Here is a 21,324-nt window from a genome sequence, read left to right on the forward strand (position 1 = left end):
TACTTGAACGTTCTTATCATGGCTTAAAAAAAATGAAACAACCACGGAGATTGTTCCCAATATAGACAATCATAAAAAGCCTGTTCGCTGGAACCATAGAGATATTATGAGGTCTTCCATTTTACTTTTTTAGCTTCGTTGAATCGTTTTTCGACTTCGTTCCAGTTCACAATATTCCACCAGTTTTCGATATATTTCCCTCTGTTGTTTTCATAATGCAAATAATAGGTATGTTCCCATACGTCTAATGGCAGAAGGGAATGACATCCCATTGACTTAAATTTTGATGCTTTTCAGCCTGCAGTATTTCGAAGTGATGCGAGCGAGGAGACCAGACAAGGATTGCCAGCCAACGGCTTCTACATTTTTTGCGGCTTCAGAAAATGCTGTTTAAACATTTTAAAGCTTCCAAACGAACGAGTAATTTCGGCGGCAAGTTCCCCCTTTGGCTCGCCTCCTCCATTAGGAGACATCACTGTCCAAAAAATCGTATGAAGGTAGTGGCCTGTCCCATGAAAGGCTGCTTCTATTTCCCAATGCTTGATTAGATCGAATTGATTGGTTTTTCTCGCATTATCCATTTCTTTTTCTGCTTTATTTAATCCGTCTACATAACTTTGATGGTGTTTATCATGATGAAGTCTCATGATTCTGCGGTCAATATAAGGTTCAAGCGCTTCGTATGAATAGGGAAGCGGTGATAACTGATGCTTGCCTATTGGGACTGGAGATACATTTGGACTGCTTGTTTGTGAAAGAATCTCCCATTGCTGATATAAGTTATTTGCCTGCTTGCTTAAATGATAAGCCATTTCTGGATCTTCATTCCTTTTTAGCTTCCAGCCAAGTTTCTGCAAAGGCTGCAATTGCTGAAATAACGATTCCTTGAGCCGTTGTGGCTGGGCACGTAAAATAATTGGGTCATCGCAAATAAATGATCATAAACAGGAAATGCTTATCTAATTCCATTTTCATATTGAGAAACTAAATCCGGTGTGAAATGTTCGTCCATCTGACTACCATTTTTCGTTAATTTTTATTGCCTTGAGCATATCACCATTTTGCAATTAACACAGTGGAAAAATACAAATTAAATGCAATGTTCATGGTACTATAAAAAGAAAGAACAATGCACGGTAGCATTTAGAAATCAGGTGAAGAAATGAATAGGTCGTTCGTTTATTTTTTATTAGTGGCGGTCATGGTGACATGGGGATTAAATGTTGTTGCATTAAAAGTGCTGGTGGAGCAGTTTGAACCGGTCACAATGACGGCACTTAGAATTTTCACAGCGGGAATGGCTGTAATAGTTGTTTTGTTGATCTCAAAATCATGGAGATGGCTGTCACTGAGGGAATTAAAGATGATCTCTTTTATCAGCTTATTTAATATTGTGGCGCATCATTATTTTTTGTCAGTTGGGCTTACCGAAACTTCTGCAGTAAATGGTGGGCTGATACTTGGACTGCTTCCTATTTTAACGGCAATCGCAGCTATTCTTTTTTTACGCGCACGTTTGACGCCTATTAAGCTGGCAGGAATTTTAGTGGCGTTTGTTGGGGTTAGCTTTGTTGTGATTGCAGGAGGACAAGGTGGTTTTCAAGTGGCAAAAGGGGATATTTTTATTTTCTTGTCTGCTATTACTCAAGCGGTTAGCTTTGTGCTGATCAAAAAAACGTCACCAAACATTGATATTCGTCTTATGACTGGCTGGATGATGATAATTGGATCGGCGTGTTTAATGGTGATCAGTCTCTCTCTTGAGCCGAACGGCTTTGCTTCGATGCAAACGGGAGAATGGCATCATTATGTCGTCTTTTTTGGTTCAGCTATTATCGCAACTGCTGTTGGCCATATGTTTTATAACTACGCGATTCGACTAATTGGACCAAGTGAATCTGCCGTTTTTACAAATCTAAATCCATTTTTCGCGCTTATTGGTGCGGCACTGCTATTAAATGAATCCATTTATATAGAGCAAATTATGGGCTTCGTGTTAGTCGCTATTGGAGTTGTTGGCGGAAGCGGGGCAGTGGATCATTGGAGGAGTACGCGTCAGATCAAGTATGGGGTTGTAAAGAAATAGTAATTGATGGGGCAGAGCTGTTTGGTCGATATTTCCCGGAAAATAATTGTCGAAGAGATGGGGAAGTATTCAATTTGTAAATGAAAACGGAAACTTGTGATGAAAAGAGTCTAGAATAAGAGAAGAATAGTACATAAAGGGGTGCGATGTAATGGCGTTAATACAATGCAATTATTTCTCAGAGGTATTAGGATTAAGTACTTCCATGACGGTTATTTTACCGCAGCAAACGAAAAACCAGATTGGGATGAAAAATGTTAAATATAAAGACCGGCATCCGTCATTATTTTTACTCCATGGTTTATCGGATGACGACACTATCTGGCTTCGTCGAACATCGATTGAACGATATGTTGCATCTTTAGGCATTGCAGTTGTCATGCCGCAGGTTCATCGCAGCTTTTATACTGATATGGCATACGGAAATCGGTATTGGACATTCTTAAGTGAGGAATTACCGGAAGTTGCACGTTCCTTCTTCCCTTTATCTGATGCGAGAGAAGACAATTTTGTTGCTGGCTTATCAATGGGTGGATACGGAGCGATGAAATGGGCGTTGCGAAGGCCGGAGCAATTTGCAGCCGCTGCAAGCTTATCAGGTGTGATGGATATTGCCGATTTTGCAAAGAGAGCACCATATGATGACCACTTAATTTTTGGAGATCAGCAGGTCACTGGAACAGAGAATGACTTATTTTGGTTAATTGATCAGGCTACTATGCAGAGGCCTAAACTTTATCAAGCCTGTGGTACCGAAGATTTTTTATATGAGCAAAACGTCCGGTTCCATAAAGCATGCCAAGAAAAGGGGATCGACTTAATGTTCGAAGAAGAAGCCGGGGATCATAATTGGGATTACTGGGATAAAAAGATACAGGATGTATTGGCGTGGCTGCCTCTTCAGAGAGCATAAAACAAGTGAGTTTTTTCTGGTTTTAAATTGTTCTGAAATACGTTATCGAAATTTAAAAATGAGTTTATCGAAGCTCAACTTACTTTTATCCGCGCTTCGGGACTTTAGACATCAAAACCGCATGGATTATTGAAAATAATTAAGTGTCGTAAAATAATTTAGATTGGAGGATTATAAATGAAGCAATGGACAAAATGAGTTGAAATAAACGCTTCAATTGATCAAGTCTGGAAGCTTTTTAACGGTTCATTAGAAGAAATGCAAAAAATTATGCCTCAAGTAATCGGGCATGAACCTGTTAAAATTACACAGGAATTGGTTGGAAGTGTGTATCGTCAAAAATACAAAGAAGGAAAACGAGTTCAGGAGTATGATGTAAAGACGCTGGAGTATTTGGATACCGCTGAAAAAAAGAAGCTGAAGGTCGGCTTTACACTTGCTAGTATGTTTGAAATTACAGCCCTTTATGAGCTGATGAAAATGGAAGACAACAAAACATTTTTTAGATATACAATAACGAACAAGCCGTTGAAATGGTTTATTAAGCCATTTTTGATTTTTGAGAGTGAAAAAGTAGTCGTGAGGTTTTTGGAGCGAGTAAAGCAAGCAGCGGAATCAGAGCGTAAGCAGTATATTTCAACACTTGAATGAGAATGATCAAAACAACATCATCTATCTTTTTGACCAGCACATGCTTCAATCATGCTGCTGGTTTTTTTGTATCTTAATTATGTGATGACAAATTGATGTAAAAATTTGTTCTTGAGGTTTTTGATTAAAGTAAGGCGGGAAATGAATAGATAACGTATTATACATAAAAATTAAAGGGGTGATATAGGTGAGTACACAAGCATCAAAAGTAGGGGTAAGGAAAAAAACATCAAATGCAAGTCAGGAAATAAAGCCTTGGATACGAAGGTTTGGCCGATTTGGTCATATGGCCAAAGGGGCAGTGTATGCCTTGATTGGCCTTCTTGCGGTGATGGCAGCTCTAGGAATTGGCGGGGAGACGACAGATACGAGCGGGGCGCTTCAGTCATTAGCAGGTATGCCATTTGGTGAGGGACTTCTTTGGGTAATCGGAATTGGTCTTATTGGCTATATTATTTGGGATCTTATAAAGGTGATAAAAGATCCGGAAAATAAAGGGCATGATGCAAAAGGAGTTATCACAAGAATTGGCTATCTGGTGAGTGCTGTTATTTATGGAAGTCTTGCTTTCAGTGCAATGAAATTAGCAATGAATGCTGGCGGCGGCAGTGGTAACTCGGAACAAACCATATCAGCGCGGTTGCTAGCTCAGCCCTTTGGCCAATGGATTGTCGGAATGGTCGGACTTGTCATTATTGGATACGGGATATACGAATTGTATAATGGCTACAAAGAAAGGTTTATGAAAAAATTTAATGTGAATGAAATGAATCAGCATGAAAAGAAAATTGCAAGGAATGCAGGAAAGATAGGGCTTATCGCACGTGGAATTGTACTCTCTATGATCGGTTTTTTCTTCATGCAAACCGCGGTAACGGCCAATCCAGAAGAATCAAAAGGACTAGATGGAGCGTTATTAGAGCTCATCCAGCAGCCTTATGGGGGCTGGTTGCTTGGAGTTGTAGCTGCAGGCCTTATGCTATATGGTATTTACGAGATCATTAGAGGACGCTATGCAAAGATGAACTTTGGGAAATAGCACTCTACTAAGCAACAGTTTTCAAGAACATGTGCTTTAAATTCTCAGTTTACTGCAGCCATTTAAGCTATGTCCTTTACTCTTCCCTATTCTTCTAGTAAAATATTGTTACTGGGAAAACAATAGCGTTTCCAAGAAAATTATGCAGCAAACAAACTGAACTATTATTCATTCTTTAATGCCATTCACTAAACAAGGTGAGGATATAGCTGGAATAAAACCAATTAAATTATGTACAGGTCGAAATGAGTCGTACCTATAGAGTCGAACATAAGCCGAAGAGGATCTTTAGGGATCCTTTTCGGTTTTTTTATTTTTCTGGGGATGCGCTGATTGAACAAGGAGGAAGAAGTTTATGAAATACTTGATTGACCATGAAACAAAGTCTATACACCGCACAACGTTTGCGGGAGATCAGTGTGGTTTTAACGAAAGTGCTCTCGAGAAAAGGGAATTTACACGTGATGGAAATGTTGTTACTCAACTGATTGAGAAACAACAGTACAAAAAGTGTGGATATTGCGATTCGTTTTCGAGAATAGAGAGGGAGTAAAAATAAATTAAAGAGATTTTTTTGTATTTTCACAACTTTTGATTCTGATAATTTTAATCAATTGGTGTAAAATTAATAAACGTACAAATGTCGCTAGAAAGGGATCTGTGATGAACAAGAATAAAGAAATATACTCTGAAATGGTAAGCTACGTTGGGAAAAAATTAAGAGATCATTTCGGAAAAGGCCCAACATCCATCTATATTACGTTGAACAAACCATACATTACCATTTATCTGCGCGATTTTTTAGCGCCGATGGAAAGGATATTGGTAGAGAGAAACGAAGTCAAGCGGGTAGAAGAAACAAGAGATTTGATCATGGTAGATCTATTACCTGAATTAAGTCGAATGTTAAGTCAAATAGCTGACGTAAATATTAACAAGCTTTATTATAATTGGTCTCTAGAAAATCAGTCGGGTATGATCTTTGGGGTGATCAATGAGCAGAATATTATTCCTCCCTCATGGCCATCTTATTTAAATGAAGAGGCTTTTCGTCAGGAAGTCATTATATTAACGAAAAAAGGGCAAAAGGCGCCTGAGCAAACGGAGCTCTTCTGGTTAAGCGAGAGAACAATTGTAGTCAAACGCAAGGGGATCTTCGTTCGCATCGAAAAGGAATTAATTAAAAACGGCTATGTGGAAGAATTAAAGCTGACAAAACGGCCAATGGAAAAGGAATTGGTTGCTGAAGCTAATTTGGAACCGTTGCTGCAAAAGAAAATCCAGGATATTTTTGTTGATTGGGACGTTGATGATGACGTAGGGTATATTGTTTTAGTGACAGAGTAAGGGGAACTTTGGCTGTCAAAATTGTTTGCATCATGTCTGGAGATAGTAGACATTGATTTAAGCGATAGAAAGCGACTTTAAAGCTCGCTGGGATCAATAAGCCCAGCGAGCCGCTACTCTATGCTCATTTCATACTTATAAAAGCATACATGATGAATTTATTTACTAAGAGTATTACCAATTGGCTATTTTCCTCTCATGCTCGCTCCGTGCAAGGATCATGATCATTAAAAGATTTTTGTATTGACGACTTCTTGTCTGAATCCAGCAATAGCCGATTCCAGCGTGGCACCCCTCTTCTTTTTTTATTCCTCCCTATTCCGTTCGCATGCTATGTATTAAAAAATAATTGTACTGAAGCCAAAAACGCCACTATAGAAAAAAAAAAGAAGACTGACCCATTCAATGTTCGATTCTCCTTGAGTGCAAGTATTCCTGAGCATATGAACATATTCCCTAATGAAAATAAATAGTATGGTATTAATTGTTCATTATCGATTCCAAATAAATAAATCGCTGCGAGTATTAGGGCTCCTGATGCAAAAATCATCTGTAATTTTTTTAACAAATAAATTCCTCCTAAACGCGAGATTTATCTGATAGCCTTATATTATCAGTTTTTACCATCTGGAAATTGGGTGTATTGTACTGTTTTAAAAAGGGGATGGTTGTGGGAATCTTTTAAATGATGGTTTTGGCGTTATCTATTTTTCACCCTTTTTATGTGTACATCATTAGAAAAGAAAAAAAGGAAGTCGGCTTGACTTCCTTTTTACTTCACAGCTTCTTGGGTGCTGTCAGCTTCTTTTTTTGCATTCATATGCTCAAGGTGAGTTACACTCCACTGAAGCATCGATTCCAAGGTGGTCTCTAATGTTCTGCCGTATTCTGTTATAGAATAGGCTGCATTTGGTGGATTATAAACCACGCGTTCAATAATATCTTGTTCCTCTAGCTCGCGCAGGTGCTGTATAAGTGTTCCGTGAGTGAGATTTGGAATTAGATCTTTTAGCTCATGAAAAGGCATTATCTCACAGAAAAATAAATGTTGAATAATGATGGGTTTCCATCCTACGATCTTTTCCAGTGCGATAGATGCTTTAATGTGTTCTAGATTTTTTCGCATGCGATTACCTCCACCACTGTATTTTTCGTACTCTGTTAGTTCATTATAAACGAAATAAAACAGTCTTTCACGCTTAGACCTTCATTAAAATGTTAACATAATTATTCACAGTGTTAAATCAATTCGCGATGACGGGCGAGACCCGAGGGCTGAAAAGAAACTAAACGGTAAAGGGAGGTGATCAAATGAATGGCAGTATTATTGATGCTCATCTCCACTTGGATTTGTATTCAGAAGTAGAGAGGAAGATTCTTTTACAAGACCTCAAAAAATATGAGATAGAGGCACTAATCTCTGTTTCAAACAACCTTTCCTCTGCGAAGAAGAATGTAGAATTAGCTCAAATTGATCAAAGAGTTTATGCTGCTTTTGGATTTCATCCGGAGCAAGCATTGCCTAGCGAGATTGAAATAGATCAATTACTTTCATTCATTAAGAACAATACAAATAATATGATCGCCATTGGCGAAGTCGGTTTGCCGTATTATTTACGAAGAGAGAAACCTGAAATACCGATAGAGCCGTATTTGGAGATGTTGGAAGTATTTATTCAACTGACAGCTAATCTGAATAAGCCTGTAATTCTTCATGCTGTATATGAAGATGCACCAGTTGTCTGCGAGCTGTTGGAGAAATACTCCATCAAGAAAGCCCATTTTCATTGGTTTAAGGGATCATCAGTGTCTGTTCAGCATTTAATGCAAAATGGTTACTACATATCGCTTACACCTGATTGCTTATATAAGCCTAGCATTCAACAGATGATAAAAGAATATCCGTTAACAAATATGATGGTAGAAACGGATGGACCTTGGCCATTTGAAGGTCCATTTAAAGGAAGAATGACTCATCCAAAGATGATTCGTCACAGCATTGCTAAAATAGCTGAGTTAAAACGAATTGATCTAAAGGATGCTTATCAGGAGCTGTATAGAAACACAAAGGAATTCTATCAGCTATAAATGATGTGTGAAAGAGATTCTCTCAGTTCTTCCATCTCCTGCCGAAAATATGAAAAAAGAAGGAATCGATAGGGTTTTATGAGAATGATAGAACAATAGACAGAGTAACCAATGACTAATACTAAAATTAAAAAATCCGCAGGCAGCGGAAAAAGGTTCATGAATCTATATCTTTTATGATACTCAATTAACTACAACGCTGCTATTTCTTTTTATCTTTCTTTTTATCTTTCTTATTGTCTTTTTTCTTGCCTTTCTTCTTGTCTTTCTTCTTGTCTTTCTTTTTCTTCTTATCGTCCCAATCTTTTTTGTGTTTTTTACACATATGCTATCCCTCCAATCTTTATAAGATAGTATATTGTATGAAGGATTGAAAAAATTGGAAAGGCGTATATCGTGAGGTAAATGAATTATTTATGTTTATAGAAGAATGATTAATAGATTAAGGATCAACATGGTTACCCAAAAAAGAAGCTTCTACTTTACATATAAATGAAAGAGAACATAAGGCCCATTTTATGTGGTGTAGTCTTTTGTGAATAATGCGAATAAAAGGATATTGTTTTATCTATCCTATTCATTCGTTTAGACTAACTACTATGAGGTAAACGAATTAAAAGGGCTGAAAGGAGCGTTATTATGTTTATGGGGATGGAAGTTGTACCCATTTGGTTTTACCTAGTGGCTAGTGGTGTTTTAATTGGATTTGTTGGTTTTGGCTATTGGTGGACACGTTGATTAATGGGTAAGGCATGCCATTACTGGGAAGGAGAGTGTGACAATTGGATCCTGCTCTACTGCTTCCGGTTTTTATAGCAGTAATTTTGATTAACTTTTTTATGATTGTTAAAAAAAGAAGAGAAATGAACGTTAAAGGCGGATGGAAAAGCTACGTTACACCACTAAGCTTTTTTTCTATTTCAATTGTAGCTGTTAATTAAGGAAGGAAGCCAGCAAATTGCGGCTGCTGCAAATGATGTATTGCAGTTAACGAACAAAGGAAATTAATGAATATCTCTGTCCACGAGATGAACATGATCCAGGAAATCATGAAGAGCTCTGTTCAAAGAGTGAATGATTTGGATGCACAATCGGTCCGAATTACAGAAATGATTCAAGTGATTCAAGCGATTGCAGATCAGACAAATTTGTTAGCATTAAATGCAGCAATTGAAGCCGCTCGAGCCGGAGAAAGCGGGAAAGGCTTTGCTGTCGTAGCAGATGAGGTGCGTAAGCTGGCTGAACAGGTCAAGCATTCCATTGGAGATATTACGTATATCGTAAACGGGATTCAAAATGGATCAAAGCAGGCCGTAACATCCTTGCAGGAAGGATTTGAAAAGGTCGAATCGGGAGCAGATCAAATTCGAACAACAGGACTTACATTTGAAGAAATCACAGGGGAACTTTCTACTATGACTGAGAAAATCCAACGTATTTCAACTAGCCTGACTGAAATTAATAAAGAGACCTATAATGTAACGACATCAGCAGTCAGCATCGCATCCGTTGCTGAGGAAGCAGCAGGAGTCGAAGAAACCTCAGCCTCCGTTCAGCAAACCAGCAGCTCGATGGATCAAATCACAGATAATGCTGATGCATTAGCAAGCTTATCGAAGGAGCTAAATGAATTAATCCGCCAGTTTAGGGTTTGATTTAAGGATGTGGCGCATTAAGCAGACTGTCAAGAAACTAGGCAGTCTGTTTTTTCGATTGATATTTATATAACTAGTAAAGCAATCACTATAATAACACCTTCTTTTCACCAGCCTGTCTCATATACATAAGAAGAGACAGGCTGTTTTATTGAAGGAGTGGGAAAGATGACGCGTGGGTGGATTCATTCTTTTCAAGTAGCAGCAGTTTACGTTGGGACGGTTGTTGGTGCAGGGTTTGCAACCGGCAAAGAAATCGTTGAGTTTTTTACTCAATATGGACTTTTAGGTATAGCTGGAATTTTAGTGGCCGGGCTGCTGTTTATTTTTATGGGTGTAAAAATGATGATTTTATCAAAAAGGATCAACGCAACTTCCTATCAAGATTTAAATCGTTTTCTCTTTGGGCGTCATGTAAGCAAGGTCATTAATTTATTTATGCTAGCCGTTCTGCTCGGGGTAACGTCGATTATGCTGTCTGGAGCGGGGGCTGTTTTTGAAGAACAATTGGGATTATCGAAGCAAATAGGGATTGGCAGTACCGTTATTTTAGCCCTTTTTGTCATGGTGTTTGGCGTAAAGGGACTGCTTAGTGTAAATGTTTTAGTCGTCCCCATGCTAGTTGTTTTTAGCATTGCTGTTGCAGTTCAATCAACCGGTACATTACATCTAATGACGCCTGAGAATCCAGCCTCTGCCGGCTGGATTCTCTCAGCACTCTCTTATTCAGCCTTTAACATTACGATGGCGGCAGCTGTTCTTGTGCCGTTAGCCAACGAAATCAAAGATGAAAAGGTGTTAAAAAGAGGGGGGATTGTGGGCGGCATATTATTAATGCTAATCCTGATAAGCAGCCATATTGCATTGTCGTCTCTCCCTAATGTAGCCGCCTATGACGTCCCAATGGCAGAGATGATGAAAACAATCTTTGCCGTTTTTTATTTTGTTTATGTCGTTGTCATTTACGGGGAAATATTTACGAGTGTTATTGGCAATTTATTCGGTTTAGAAAGGCAATTGATCCGGTATTTTAATATACCGAGGATGATGATGATCCTTGGCATTCTGTTAGTGGCAGTGGTCATAAGCCAAGTGGGGTATAGCGCTTTGCTTACATTGCTATATCCGCTGTTTGGAAAAATTTGCTTAGTGGTACTAGTTTTGCTTATGTTTAAAAAAATTCCTAATCAAGGATAAAGATAGGCTCCATATAAAGGTTTCGCTATTTCTTTAACGGGAAAACAAAAGAAACACAAGCGAACTTTAAAAATGGAGGGAACCCACATGGTAGAAGAAACAATGCGTGCATTTTTTACCTTTCTTGCTAAAAATAAACCATTAATTAAGACGGCTAATAAAGTAGGTATGGAACTTGGCGGTTCAAGTTTTGTCGGTGGGGAAACGATTGATGAAACAGTTGAGCAGGTCAAGAAATTTAATGAAGACGGCATTTACGTGACCATTGATTGTCTCGGAGAATTTATCCATGATTCCTCAGATGCAGAAGAGATTACAAAGCAATGTATAGAAGCCATTCACGCTATTAATGAGCATGAGCTGAAGGGCCAGGTTTCCTTAAAGCTTTTTTCCGTGGGTCTTGAATTGGGAGAAGAGACCGTCCTGAAAAACATGAAGCGAATTTTAGAAGAAGCAAAGCAATTTGATGTGTTCGTTACGATTAATATGGAAGAGTATAAAAACTGCGGAAAAATCATTGACGTGTTTAAAAAATTAAGAGCAGAGTATGACAATGTCGGAATTGCGCTGCAGGCCAATCTTTATAGAACAGAAACGGACGTAGAAAAGCTAAATGAATTTTCTCCAGTGATCCGTTTTGTAAAAGGTGCTTATAAGGAATCCGGTGATGTGGACATTGATGATAAGGATACAGTGGATGAAAACTATAAAAAGCTTGTCAAGACCCATTTGCTTAATGGGAACTATACGCAAGTGGCTACACATGACGATGATATCATTCAATATGTAAAGAACCTGGTGAAAAAGCACGATATCCCAAATGATCAATTTGAGTTTCAAATGCTTCAGGGTATGCGTGATGAACGTCAAAAGGAATTAGCCAAGGAAGGATATAAAATGGTTGTCTACGTCCCATATGGAAAGGACTGGTATACCTATTTTATGAAACGTTTGGCTGAACGTCCGGCCAATATCGGGTTTACATTAAAATCGATGGTGAGAAGATAAAGCAAAATGAATTAATAAATCACTTAGCGTATAAATGAAGCATTCATGGCAATCCTGCTAAAGAGTTCAATACGCTAGGAGGCTTGTTAAATGAAGAAATGTTTGCTCGTTTCATCAGTGCTTTTGGTTGCTATAGTGGGAAGTGCCTGTAATTCCGCAACTGATGTGCTGACTAGTCAGGAAACGGTTCCTGTTAATGAAAAAGCAATAGAAGCTGTTGAAGTGGATATGATGAATACAGAAGGAAATAAGGTTGGAACGGCCATGCTTTCTGAAACGCCTAAGGGGGTTGTGATCCATCTAATGGCAGAGGGGCTTGAGCCTGGAGAAAAAGCGATTCATTTTCACGAAACTGGAAAATGTGAGAAGCCTGATTTTAAAACAGCCGGTGCCCATTTTAATCCTGAGCATAAAGAGCATGGCTTTGAAAATCCTAAAGGCTTCCACGCGGGCGACTTGCCGAATCTGGAAATACCCGAGAACGGGATAGTGGATTTCGAATTGACGGTCAAGACTGTGACGCTTAAGCAAGGTGAGAAGAATTCACTGCTCGATGAAGATGGGAGCGCACTCGTCATTCATGCAGGTCCGGATGATTATAAAACGGACCCGGCAGGAAATGCAGGTGACCGAATGGTATGCGGTGTAATACAGCACTAGATGAAGGTTGTTCATACAAACTTTTTTATGTTTAAACAATAGCCATGCTGACTTTGGGAACTACCAATATGGATCCTGATAAATGTTAACTCCACCCCTGACTGCTATAAGCGCTTGGGGGTATTTTGCATTTTATATGCGGTTTTTCTATTGGTGATTGTCCTTTTGAAGATGGCTGCTCTCCTAAAAAACGGGATAAATATTTGAATCAGAGCCTGTTGACCAAAAAACAGGCTGTTGGTTTTGTTTTACCTTTTTATTTAGATGGGTAAAGGATTTATAGGAGGTGTTGAATATGCCTTTTGACTATTCATTGGACTATAACGAAATTGATTTCCGTAAGCAGCCAGAGCTTTACAGCGTAGGCAGAGGAGAGCAGGGTGTTTTGCTGGTTGAGCCGTATAAAAGTGAGATCTTGCCTCACTGGCGCTTTAAAACACCTGACATCGCGGAGGAATCCTCGGAAAAAATTTATGAAATGTTTTTAGCGTACAAGGAAAATGGGGATTTTGTTGGAATGGATATGGCAAGAAAATTCCTACAAATGGGATATACTCGTTCACGACGCTACACCAATTACAAAGGTGGAAGAAAGTACAATAAGCAAGGTGACGTCAATAAGCGCCACATTGACAACGAAAAAGCGAAATCTGCGAAAATTTTTGAAGAGAAATGGAAGCTGGCAAGAGAAGACCATGAGTATTTGGCATATAAGAAAAAACACCAGAAGAAATATGGATAAATGGCCACTTGTTAAAGATTGCTGATGCCCTTTTGTATAGATAGAAATTTGTATATAATGAATAGATTTCCTGTAGTATGACAGTTTAGAAAAAGGGCTGATTCTATGGATAGAAGTCAGATATTACACAAAGAATTTATTCAAATCGCAAAAGAACTCAATTCCAAACTAAATGCCATACCGGTTTTATATGGCTCATTAGGTTTGCAAGTTACCTCTGGCATCAACTATTCCCCGCGAGACATTGATATTTTGGTGCCGAAGGAATTTATTGAAGAGAAGTGGACATTATTAAGACAAATGATGGAAGGAATGGGGTACATTTTTGTAGATTTACATGAGCATGAGTTCAATAAAAACGGCATTAAAGCAGCCTTCTCGTTTTTAGAGGACCTTTATGACTTTGCTGGAGTAGATTATAAAGCTTTAGAAATCAAATCATTTAACGGAGCAGCGTATAAACAATTAAGCTTGCATGACTATTTAAAGGTCTATTTGCAATCATCCAAGGACAGCTACAGGAAGAAAAAGAATAACAGCAAGGATTTAATTAAAATTGATCGAATAAGAAGAAGGATAAAGAAAAATGAGTAATCTGGATGGAAATAGTTTACTTTTTAGTTTTAAAGGTTTTAGTGATTATATTGGACTTATTAGCTTACAACGGTCATGTAAGGAATAAATTCTGATGTTTTGACAAAATCTATAGGTGATATTCTTTTTGGATATCGAACTCTATATCTTAACAGAGGTGATTTGTGATGAGCTATAAAGATCGATTAGATCAGCATTCTCAGCTTTTTCACCACAATTGGACAAGGCCGAAGCATGCAAAATCTCAGGTTAATGGTCATACGGCCATTTCTCAGCCGACCATTATTCTGAAAACGAATGCGAAAGCCCGCCAGTTCTAGTTAGAGAAATAGGGGATTAAAAGGAGAAGACTTGGGGATCCGAGTCTTCTTTCTTTTTGCAGGTCAAAAGCTGTACTAATGTTTAGCCTATATGTATTGAAAATAATGGTATTAATAACGATGTGGAATCGGTTACAATGAAAGTGACTAACCATTCATTTTTGAGAAATCGTCTAAAAGGCTGATACTTTTGATAATTTTACGACAAGGGAGGAACGCAAATGAATAAAATAGTCTTTGGGCTGTTAGTCATACTTACAACGGCTCTTATGGGTTCCTCATTTGCTGTAGGGAAAATTGGATTAGCCTATTCATCACCTCTATTGTTGACAGGACTTCGTTTTACATTTGCAGGGATCATAATGGCAGTAATAGTACGTCTCTTTAAAAAAAGGCATCCTGAAAAAAGAGAAAGCTGGGTTCAAATTGTCATCATTGGTTTTTTTCAAACATCAGCAGTAATGGGATGCATTTTTCTTAGTTTGAAAACCATTACCTCAGGTGAATCGGCTATTTTAACTTTTACAAACCCATTGCTGGTCGTTTTATTTGGCACTGTTTTTTTACATATTAAATATCGAGCGATACAATGGGCTGGTGTAATGTTTGGGCTGATTGGTGTTTTTATTACGATGGGTGCGAACCTGGAGCTTGAAATTGGTACGATATTAGGTTTTCTATCAGCAGTGGCATGGGCGATTGCAACCCTTTTAATTAAAGCGTGGGGACAGCAATTTGATACATGGGTCCTTACAGCCTACCAGATGATGTTTGGCGGCGTTTTTCTGTTATTCGGAAGCTTTTTTCTTGAAACACCCTTTTTTATCGTTAATTCAACTTCGGTTTTAATATTGATATGGCTAGTAATTTTGGCTTCGATTGTTCAATTTGCTGTATGGTTTTATTTACTGCAAAAAGGAGATCCAGGAAAAACAAGCGCTTTTCTTTTCTTGGCCCCGTTTTTTGGCGTGGTGTCAGGCTGGCTGGTGCTTGATGAACAGCTGAAAGCGTATGTGGCGATTGGCGGAATATGTATCTTTATAGGCATCTTTTTAGTTAATTGGAAAAGCCGTAAAAGTGAGAGTAATGGTGAGCAAACGGTTAAAGCGGGGTAAAGTTCCTCTAATTTAATCATTGAAAGAGGTACAAGGAGCGCTGTTGCTCCCAGCCTGCTTTTTTTGTTTTAATTAGTAGAAGAATGCATAAATCATCAAGAAGGACTTCCTGCTTCGGCAGGAAGTCCTTCCACTTTTACTTAATGTAGTTGTTAAGCTCTGCTTCAATTTCCTTGTTAATAACACCTGTACCGCCGTAAATGTAAAGACTCTTTGGATGGGTATTATTCAACCAAGCCTGGATGCTAGGCGTTAATGCCGTACCGTTTGTTAGCAGGATCGGCATTTTCCAATAGGCAGCCATATGACTTCCGCTTAGTGCATCCGGAAATGATTTTCCGCTTGCGAAGGCAGCAAGCTGTATATCTGGATAATAACGCTTGGCAACCTCAAGAGATGTTTCGTAGCGGTCATCTCCAGAAACCCGCTCCACGCTCGTAACGCCTGATGCTTGTAAGTCAGCAGCTACTTTATCCGGTAATGGTCCAGTTCCACCAATAAGCGTTACTTTTTTTATACTATTTGCTTTAATATAGGCAATAAGCTCATTGGATAGGCCTGTTTTAGAGCTGTTCAGCAGGATTGGAATTTTCTGATTTGTGGCGTAAGGCACGACACTCAGTGCATCAGCAAAGTTTAAACCTGATGTGATGATGATCTCCTTCGGTTTGGCACTGACTTTTTTCGCAATGGCGATAGAGGTTTCTGTCCTGTTATCTCCAGCAATCCGTTCCACTTTAAAATCTTTTTTAAGCTCTGACTCAATGTTGGCAGGGATAACACCTGTGCCGCCTAAAAGCACAATTTTACCACCTGTTTTTAATAGTCTTTTTGCTTCTGCTTTTACTTTGTTAATTGTGTTCGGATCGTTTTTAACGAGTAGGATAGTACCATTCATTGAATTTGTTAAAACGCCGCCTGCGAGAGCATCAGGGTAGTTTTCACCAGATGCAAGAATGACCGTATCAAGTGTATGATCTGACATCTGTGCTGTGAATGCCCGGGAGGTTTCATAGCGGCCGCCTCCGGCGATTCTTGCTACTATTCCAGCCTGCGCTTCTAAATTAATTTTTAATTGATAAAAATCTGCAGATGGATTCCCTAAAGCATCAGAAACTTTAATATAGTACGGTCCAGCATCAAGTGAGACATTAAAGACTTCGTCATCACCTGCTCTGTAGGAGTCAGAATGCATCACTAGCTTGCCAGTTTTATCATAGATGGTTAAAGCCCCATCTACATCAGCCGGTGCGGCTAAAGCAACCTTTGCAGTCGTTCCTTTCATTGCAGGGAGGATGTACCAATCCTCATCATTTTTTTCACCGAGGGCGTTTAAATACCCTGTTGCTTCAAGCTGGTAATCCGTTATCTTTTTCAAAGAAAGGGGCTTTGATGGGACATTGTTCTTTATAACTGATCCAGCATCTTCATCCTTTGTCGTTGCTTGTTTAAAGGTTAATTCATACGGCGTTGCTCGAGCAGCTGTATCCCAAGCGAAATTCACGAGAATGACAAAGTAGCCGCTTTCTGATTTTCTGTTGATTGATCCTTTTTCAATTTCATTATCCCAGCCATTATCATATAGAACGATCGTATCATAGTCTTCAACATCTAACAGACCATCACCATTTAGATCTTCAATGATCACAAGCATAGGATCAATTGGAGAACGCAAGCTTTCTGGCACAGAATGATTAAGCTGATCTGGATTAGGCTCCACTGTGAAGCTGTACAAGCCTTCTTCCCCGGGTTCAAGATAGAAGATATCTTGATCTGCTACATTTGCAAAATCTCCCGAAATCTTTCCTTCTAAAAGTGGAGTGGCAGTTAAATCAGTATCATTTGGTTCATTCATGTCAGCAATTTCAAAAGACTTTTTAATCGAGATTTCATAAGGCTCGGTGTCGGGCTGATAGAGTGTGTTCGCGATAACTAATAGATAATCTTTTCCTCCATTTAATCCGATCTCAAGAGAGTTTTTATAGGTCCAGTCAAACATATTACTCGTTGCTTCCACCCAATCTCCTATCATTTCCTCATATACGAGGAGATGGAGAGCCGGCTCAAATACTGGTGAAATGTTTCCAGTAATTTCGTATATTGCTGTTTCATCAGGCTGAATATGATAAATATCCATATCATCACTGTACTGAATGTAAGCAGAAGCGCTTCCTTCAATTGGAAGAGGTTGTGCAATGCTTAAAAGAAAATCCTCTTCTTCTGTAATCAATTCATCGTATTCAGGCATATTTTCTTTTTTTTCACGCATATGGTTAGCATATTCCTTGCTAGATATCTTCCCTTGTATCCATTTTTCTTCGAAGATAACTGCATCTTCTGAAGGATATGGGAATCCATCTTCATCCTCTGGCAGAACAGCTCCGTTTAACTGAAGCTGATATGGAATATTGGACGATACTGGCATAAAAGAAAACCCGTCTGTCCAATCAAAATTTTCAATTGTAAAATCAAAATCGCTAAAGTATAAATTGGTTATTTCAACGTTATAGATTACACCAGGGTAAGCATTGAAGGCGATACTTTCTCCTTTTCCGATTCCTTGTCGGTTTCCTTCTGCAATTTGATAACGCTCCGTTACCGTACCTGTCTCATCGGTTATTTCTTCTTCGATATAAGTGTTTATGGCAGGATCAATGCCAGGGATCGCTGAAAGGTTTACCTTTACAACCTGTGGTTCAGATACCTGGAATGAATAAAAATCACTGTCCCCATTTTCACCGGTTAAGTAGAATGGTCCAGCAGCTGATTCATCTGAGCTGAAAGGAAGTTCAATAGAAAGCGAGTTTTCCTCAGAGAGTGCATCCTCCAGCAAGCTTGATGATTTCATCAGGTGTAGTCCATAGTTTGCTGCTTCAGACGCGCTGCTGTTACCGTAAATCTCTTTAACACCAATTACAATAGTGCCGTTCTCAGGTGCTTGATATAAATTACCTTCTGAAGTACCGTTTCGAACATCGTTGATGGTCAACCAGTCGAAAGGATAATCTTCGTTATTCGCATAGAATAATAGTTCATAAGCAAAATCAAAACGCTCATCACCGCTTAAAACCGTTTGAAGAAATTCTCCCGTATTTACCTTGAGGCTGTACCATTGGGTTTCGCCTGGAAATTGAATACTGTTTTCAGCCATTGCCGTATTATTGCTTAGTGTAATTTCATTTGCAGAAGACAGAATATCCCCTTCATCCCACTGAGGGTCTTCTGGCAGACTAGATAGGTCATATGATAAAGCTGCCACAGGATCGATTAATCCGTAACCAAAGGAAGTATCATAGCCCTTACCGCCCAAATCCATTGCCGTATTTTTAAGAATGGTTTCTACCTGAAAGGGTGTTAAATCTGGATACTTAGCTAATAGAAGAGAAGCAACACCTGCTACGACAGGGGAAGCCATTGATGTGCCGCTTAAATTCATATACGTTGATTTTTTCGATGCATCATAAGCAGTGCTATAAACATCTTCACCAGGCGCCACAACATCGACTGATGGACCATAAGTGGAGAACCAAGAAAGTTTGTTTCGTTCATTGGTAGCTCCTACACTAATGACACCGTTGAAGGATGCAGGGTACATTGGTTCTTCATTGCTGCTATTGCCAGCTGCCGCTATAACGGTCACGCCTGAATCAATCGCCATTGCAACGGCATCCTCTAAAATTGCAGAGGGATAAGGTCCACCCAGGCTCATATTAATAACCTGTGCTCCTTGCTCAACCGCTTCAAGAATTCCTTCAGCGATCGCGTAGTCGTAAGCGGAGCTTGACCCATTAAAAACATCGATTGGAAGCAAAGAGGCATTCGGATTAACCCCATATCCCCCAATCCCATTGTTTTTAACGGACCCGATTATTCCAGCAACATGCGTACCATGAAGATCGGGGGTGCTCTTCCGCATTGGATCAAGAATATTAACACCTGGAAGCAAATTTGATTTTAGATCCGTGTGCTCCATATATACTCCGGTATCTATAACAGCAACTGTGACAGGCTCATCCCCTGCAAGCAGCTGTGCTTCCGTTGTATTTAAAATTTGGTGCTGAATCATTTTATCTGCCTTTGGATCCGTTATCTCAAGAGTTTGATAAGGAACGCTTGGTGTTACAGAAAGAACCTTACTGTCTTTTTGGTATGTATCTACAATCTTTTCTAAATTTGCGTTCTTTGGAAGGCTTACTACATCATAATTTAATGCTGGGAATTGCTTCTTTAGCGTAACGCCTGCTGTCTTATGGATATTCTTATTGAAACCCTTTTGATACTTAATGATGAGTAATGATGCATCAGGCTTCTGAGGTTGTTCAATTGCGAGAGGGCTTACGTGTACTTTGTTTTCTGAAGTTTCAAGATGACTTAAAATTGGTGATTGGTTAAATAGCTTGAATTTTTCCTTGCTTCCTTCCGTAAATGCGTGTGCCTGAAAGGGTGTACTAAGAATGAAGAGCGACATACCGATTAAAAACCCTGATTTAACCCAATTTTTCTTTTTCACATTGTTCCTCCCAAATCGATAATAGTTGTTAGTGTTTAAAGAAAACTGTAGTAGTCTAAAATTCTATTAAATTAGAATTGTATTGATAAATAATACCTCTTATTTCATTATTTGGAAATATATAAGTGTTAGACAAAAGCCGACAAAGACTTCATAAGGAAGGAAATTAATTAAAAAGAATCCGCAGGAGGAATGAATCATTATTTAATATCGCGAGAAAAAAGGTGATCAGCACATAAATGGAGAAAATTAGTAGAGAATAATTAATTCTAAACGTAGCCTTAACCATGGAGTAAACTAATCTGATAAATCTTCAAAAAGACGGAATAATAATAGATGGATACTTTTGAGAATCTGGAATTAAGCATTTTTCATTGTGTGAGTGAGCAAAATGTAGACAGCCAAAAATTATCAGGGCAGCAATAAAATGCCGAGGCTATTTGGGGATTAGGTTAAAAGGGACCATGTATATTTATAAAATAATTTCTCGAATATAAAAGTCTAGTTACTTAAGCTATATTTTGGATTATGATTCACGTCATATTCTTCCTAAAGTGAAGGCGCTGCTGTATCGTGTATTTGCTGAAAATGATGAACTTGTTCCTCTGCAAGAAAGTATAATAATTACTAAAGAACTTATACAGAGTGTTGATACACCATATAAAACATGTAGTAACAACAAGTCTTGACTCTGTGACCGCACATATGCACCTAGTCTGGGATGAAATCAAAAGCAAAGCATCACCTGACCGCATCCACATGCTACAAGATTTTAGTACTGGACAAAAAGCATTTCACTTTAAAACACCACGATTAAGGTAGGTCACTATATAAGGATTTCTTATTGAACCTTATAAAAATAAAATAATAAATTTTTCTTTGTTAATTTTAAAGTTTAGTATTATTTTTAGATTCTTGATAGGGGGATATATATGTCATTTGTGTTTAAAGCAATAGACCATGTTCAATTAGCTGCACCAAAGGGATCTGAAGAAACCGCGAGAAAATTTTTCAGTGGAATTTTAGGATTTAATGAAATCGAAAAGCCGGAATTGCTAAAAAAGCGTGGTGGTGTGTGGTTCGAGTTTGATCATTACCAAGTACATATAGGAATAGAAGAACCATTTTTTCCAGCTAAAAAAGCTCATCCCGCTTTTAACGTGGAGAAGATTGAGGAATTAAAACGGCATTTAACGAAAAATAATGTATCTTTTACTGAAGATGACAGCCTGCCGGGAGCAAACAGGCTTTATATGAATGATCCATTTGGCAATCGAATTGAAATTTTGGATCGGATTCAAGGGGATATATAGATTCTTTAACGATATGACACCGTTCTCTCCTTGAACGGTGTTATTTTAATGGCTTATTGATTTTATGAAAGAACTGTTTTAATTAA

20 protein-coding genes and 1 pseudogene are annotated in these 21,324 nt (G+C 38.6%); 17 read left to right on the forward strand and 4 right to left on the reverse strand.

The features are described from left to right. Nucleotides 1-104: 104 nt before the first annotated feature. Nucleotides 105-932, reverse strand: a pseudogene (locus KP78_RS01125) (superoxide dismutase). A 230-nt stretch (nucleotides 933-1,162) separates the two neighbouring features. On the opposite strand from KP78_RS01125, the gene KP78_RS01130 reads away from it, so the two are divergent. The 6 genes from KP78_RS01130 to KP78_RS01155 all read left to right on the forward strand — a co-directional run bounded on the left by KP78_RS01130 (nucleotide 1,163) and on the right by KP78_RS01155 (nucleotide 6,036). After that, nucleotides 1,163-2,086, forward strand: coding sequence for a DMT family transporter (locus KP78_RS01130; RefSeq protein WP_052474433.1), 924 nt, complete (start codon nucleotides 1,163-1,165; stop codon nucleotides 2,084-2,086). Nucleotides 2,087-2,237: 151 nt separating this feature from the next. Beyond that, a complete protein-coding gene (locus tag KP78_RS01135) occupies nucleotides 2,238-2,999 on the forward strand; it encodes an alpha/beta hydrolase (protein ID WP_041085591.1) in 762 nt (253 codons plus the stop codon). A gap of 258 nt (nucleotides 3,000-3,257) precedes the next feature. After that, nucleotides 3,258-3,650 (forward strand): SRPBCC family protein, encoded by a 393-nt coding sequence (locus tag KP78_RS01140; protein WP_327063144.1) that lies wholly within the window; start codon nucleotides 3,258-3,260, stop codon nucleotides 3,648-3,650. Between the two features lie 187 nt (nucleotides 3,651-3,837). Then, on the forward strand, nucleotides 3,838-4,689 hold the full coding sequence (locus KP78_RS01145; protein ID WP_041085592.1) for a DUF1206 domain-containing protein: 852 nt from the start codon (nucleotides 3,838-3,840) through the stop codon (nucleotides 4,687-4,689). Between the two features lie 355 nt (nucleotides 4,690-5,044). After that, nucleotides 5,045-5,242 (forward strand): hypothetical protein, encoded by a 198-nt coding sequence (locus KP78_RS01150; RefSeq protein ID WP_041085593.1) that lies wholly within the window; start codon nucleotides 5,045-5,047, stop codon nucleotides 5,240-5,242. Between the two features lie 110 nt (nucleotides 5,243-5,352). After that, nucleotides 5,353-6,036, forward strand: coding sequence for a Na-translocating system protein MpsC family protein (locus tag KP78_RS01155; RefSeq protein WP_041085594.1), 684 nt, complete (start codon nucleotides 5,353-5,355; stop codon nucleotides 6,034-6,036). A gap of 772 nt (nucleotides 6,037-6,808) precedes the next feature. Here the strand turns inward: KP78_RS01155 and KP78_RS01165 are convergent. Beyond that, on the reverse strand, nucleotides 6,809-7,162 hold the full coding sequence (locus KP78_RS01165; RefSeq protein ID WP_041085596.1) for a winged helix-turn-helix transcriptional regulator: 354 nt from the start codon (nucleotides 7,160-7,162) through the stop codon (nucleotides 6,809-6,811). A 185-nt stretch (nucleotides 7,163-7,347) separates the two neighbouring features. On the opposite strand from KP78_RS01165, the gene KP78_RS01170 reads away from it, so the two are divergent. Further along, a complete protein-coding gene (locus KP78_RS01170; RefSeq protein ID WP_041085597.1) occupies nucleotides 7,348-8,124 on the forward strand; it encodes a TatD family hydrolase in 777 nt (258 codons plus the stop codon). A gap of 202 nt (nucleotides 8,125-8,326) precedes the next feature. Here KP78_RS01170 and KP78_RS20880 read toward each other — a convergent pair whose 3' ends face one another. After that, entirely contained in the window at nucleotides 8,327-8,449 is a 123-nt protein-coding gene (locus KP78_RS20880) for a hypothetical protein (protein ID WP_268747494.1), read from the reverse strand. Nucleotides 8,450-8,906: 457 nt separating this feature from the next. Here KP78_RS20880 and KP78_RS20225 point away from each other — a divergent pair, with 457 nt between their 5' ends. The 9 genes from KP78_RS20225 to KP78_RS01205 all read left to right on the forward strand — a co-directional run bounded on the left by KP78_RS20225 (nucleotide 8,907) and on the right by KP78_RS01205 (nucleotide 15,415). Beyond that, nucleotides 8,907-9,065, forward strand: coding sequence for a hypothetical protein (locus KP78_RS20225; protein ID WP_162835561.1), 159 nt, complete (start codon nucleotides 8,907-8,909; stop codon nucleotides 9,063-9,065). A gap of 108 nt (nucleotides 9,066-9,173) precedes the next feature. Further along, on the forward strand, nucleotides 9,174-9,779 hold the full coding sequence (locus KP78_RS01175; RefSeq protein ID WP_422723690.1) for a methyl-accepting chemotaxis protein: 606 nt from the start codon (nucleotides 9,174-9,176) through the stop codon (nucleotides 9,777-9,779). A 168-nt stretch (nucleotides 9,780-9,947) separates the two neighbouring features. Further along, entirely contained in the window at nucleotides 9,948-10,976 is a 1,029-nt protein-coding gene (locus KP78_RS01180; RefSeq protein WP_041085598.1) for a YkvI family membrane protein, read from the forward strand. 87 nt (nucleotides 10,977-11,063) lie between these two features. Continuing rightward, a complete protein-coding gene (locus KP78_RS01185; protein WP_041085599.1) occupies nucleotides 11,064-11,984 on the forward strand; it encodes a proline dehydrogenase family protein in 921 nt (306 codons plus the stop codon). A gap of 90 nt (nucleotides 11,985-12,074) precedes the next feature. Further along, nucleotides 12,075-12,644 (forward strand): superoxide dismutase family protein, encoded by a 570-nt coding sequence (locus KP78_RS01190; RefSeq protein WP_041085600.1) that lies wholly within the window; start codon nucleotides 12,075-12,077, stop codon nucleotides 12,642-12,644. 295 nt (nucleotides 12,645-12,939) lie between these two features. After that, nucleotides 12,940-13,386: a DUF4385 domain-containing protein gene (locus tag KP78_RS01195; RefSeq protein ID WP_041085601.1), complete on the forward strand. Its 447-nt coding sequence runs from the start codon at nucleotides 12,940-12,942 to the stop codon at nucleotides 13,384-13,386. Between the two features lie 105 nt (nucleotides 13,387-13,491). Further along, nucleotides 13,492-13,980 (forward strand): hypothetical protein, encoded by a 489-nt coding sequence (locus KP78_RS01200; protein WP_041085602.1) that lies wholly within the window; start codon nucleotides 13,492-13,494, stop codon nucleotides 13,978-13,980. 167 nt (nucleotides 13,981-14,147) lie between these two features. After that, the gene (locus tag KP78_RS18870) at nucleotides 14,148-14,300 is read left to right on the forward strand and encodes a YpzG family protein (protein WP_084219598.1); all 153 of its coding nucleotides are present in this window, start codon (nucleotides 14,148-14,150) and stop codon (nucleotides 14,298-14,300) included. A gap of 221 nt (nucleotides 14,301-14,521) precedes the next feature. Beyond that, nucleotides 14,522-15,415 (forward strand): DMT family transporter, encoded by an 894-nt coding sequence (locus KP78_RS01205; protein WP_041085604.1) that lies wholly within the window; start codon nucleotides 14,522-14,524, stop codon nucleotides 15,413-15,415. A 136-nt stretch (nucleotides 15,416-15,551) separates the two neighbouring features. Here KP78_RS01205 and KP78_RS01210 read toward each other — a convergent pair whose 3' ends face one another. After that, the gene (locus tag KP78_RS01210) at nucleotides 15,552-19,925 is read right to left on the reverse strand and encodes a S8 family serine peptidase (RefSeq protein WP_052474436.1); all 4,374 of its coding nucleotides are present in this window, start codon (nucleotides 19,923-19,925) and stop codon (nucleotides 15,552-15,554) included. Nucleotides 19,926-20,857: 932 nt separating this feature from the next. On the opposite strand from KP78_RS01210, the gene KP78_RS01215 reads away from it, so the two are divergent. Beyond that, on the forward strand, nucleotides 20,858-21,238 hold the full coding sequence (locus KP78_RS01215) for a VOC family protein (protein WP_041085606.1): 381 nt from the start codon (nucleotides 20,858-20,860) through the stop codon (nucleotides 21,236-21,238). Nucleotides 21,239-21,324 lie beyond the last annotated feature (86 nt).

This window comes from Jeotgalibacillus soli, assembly GCF_000829435.1.
In the GTDB taxonomy this organism is placed as follows: Bacteria; Bacillota; Bacilli; order Bacillales; family Jeotgalibacillaceae; genus Jeotgalibacillus; species Jeotgalibacillus soli.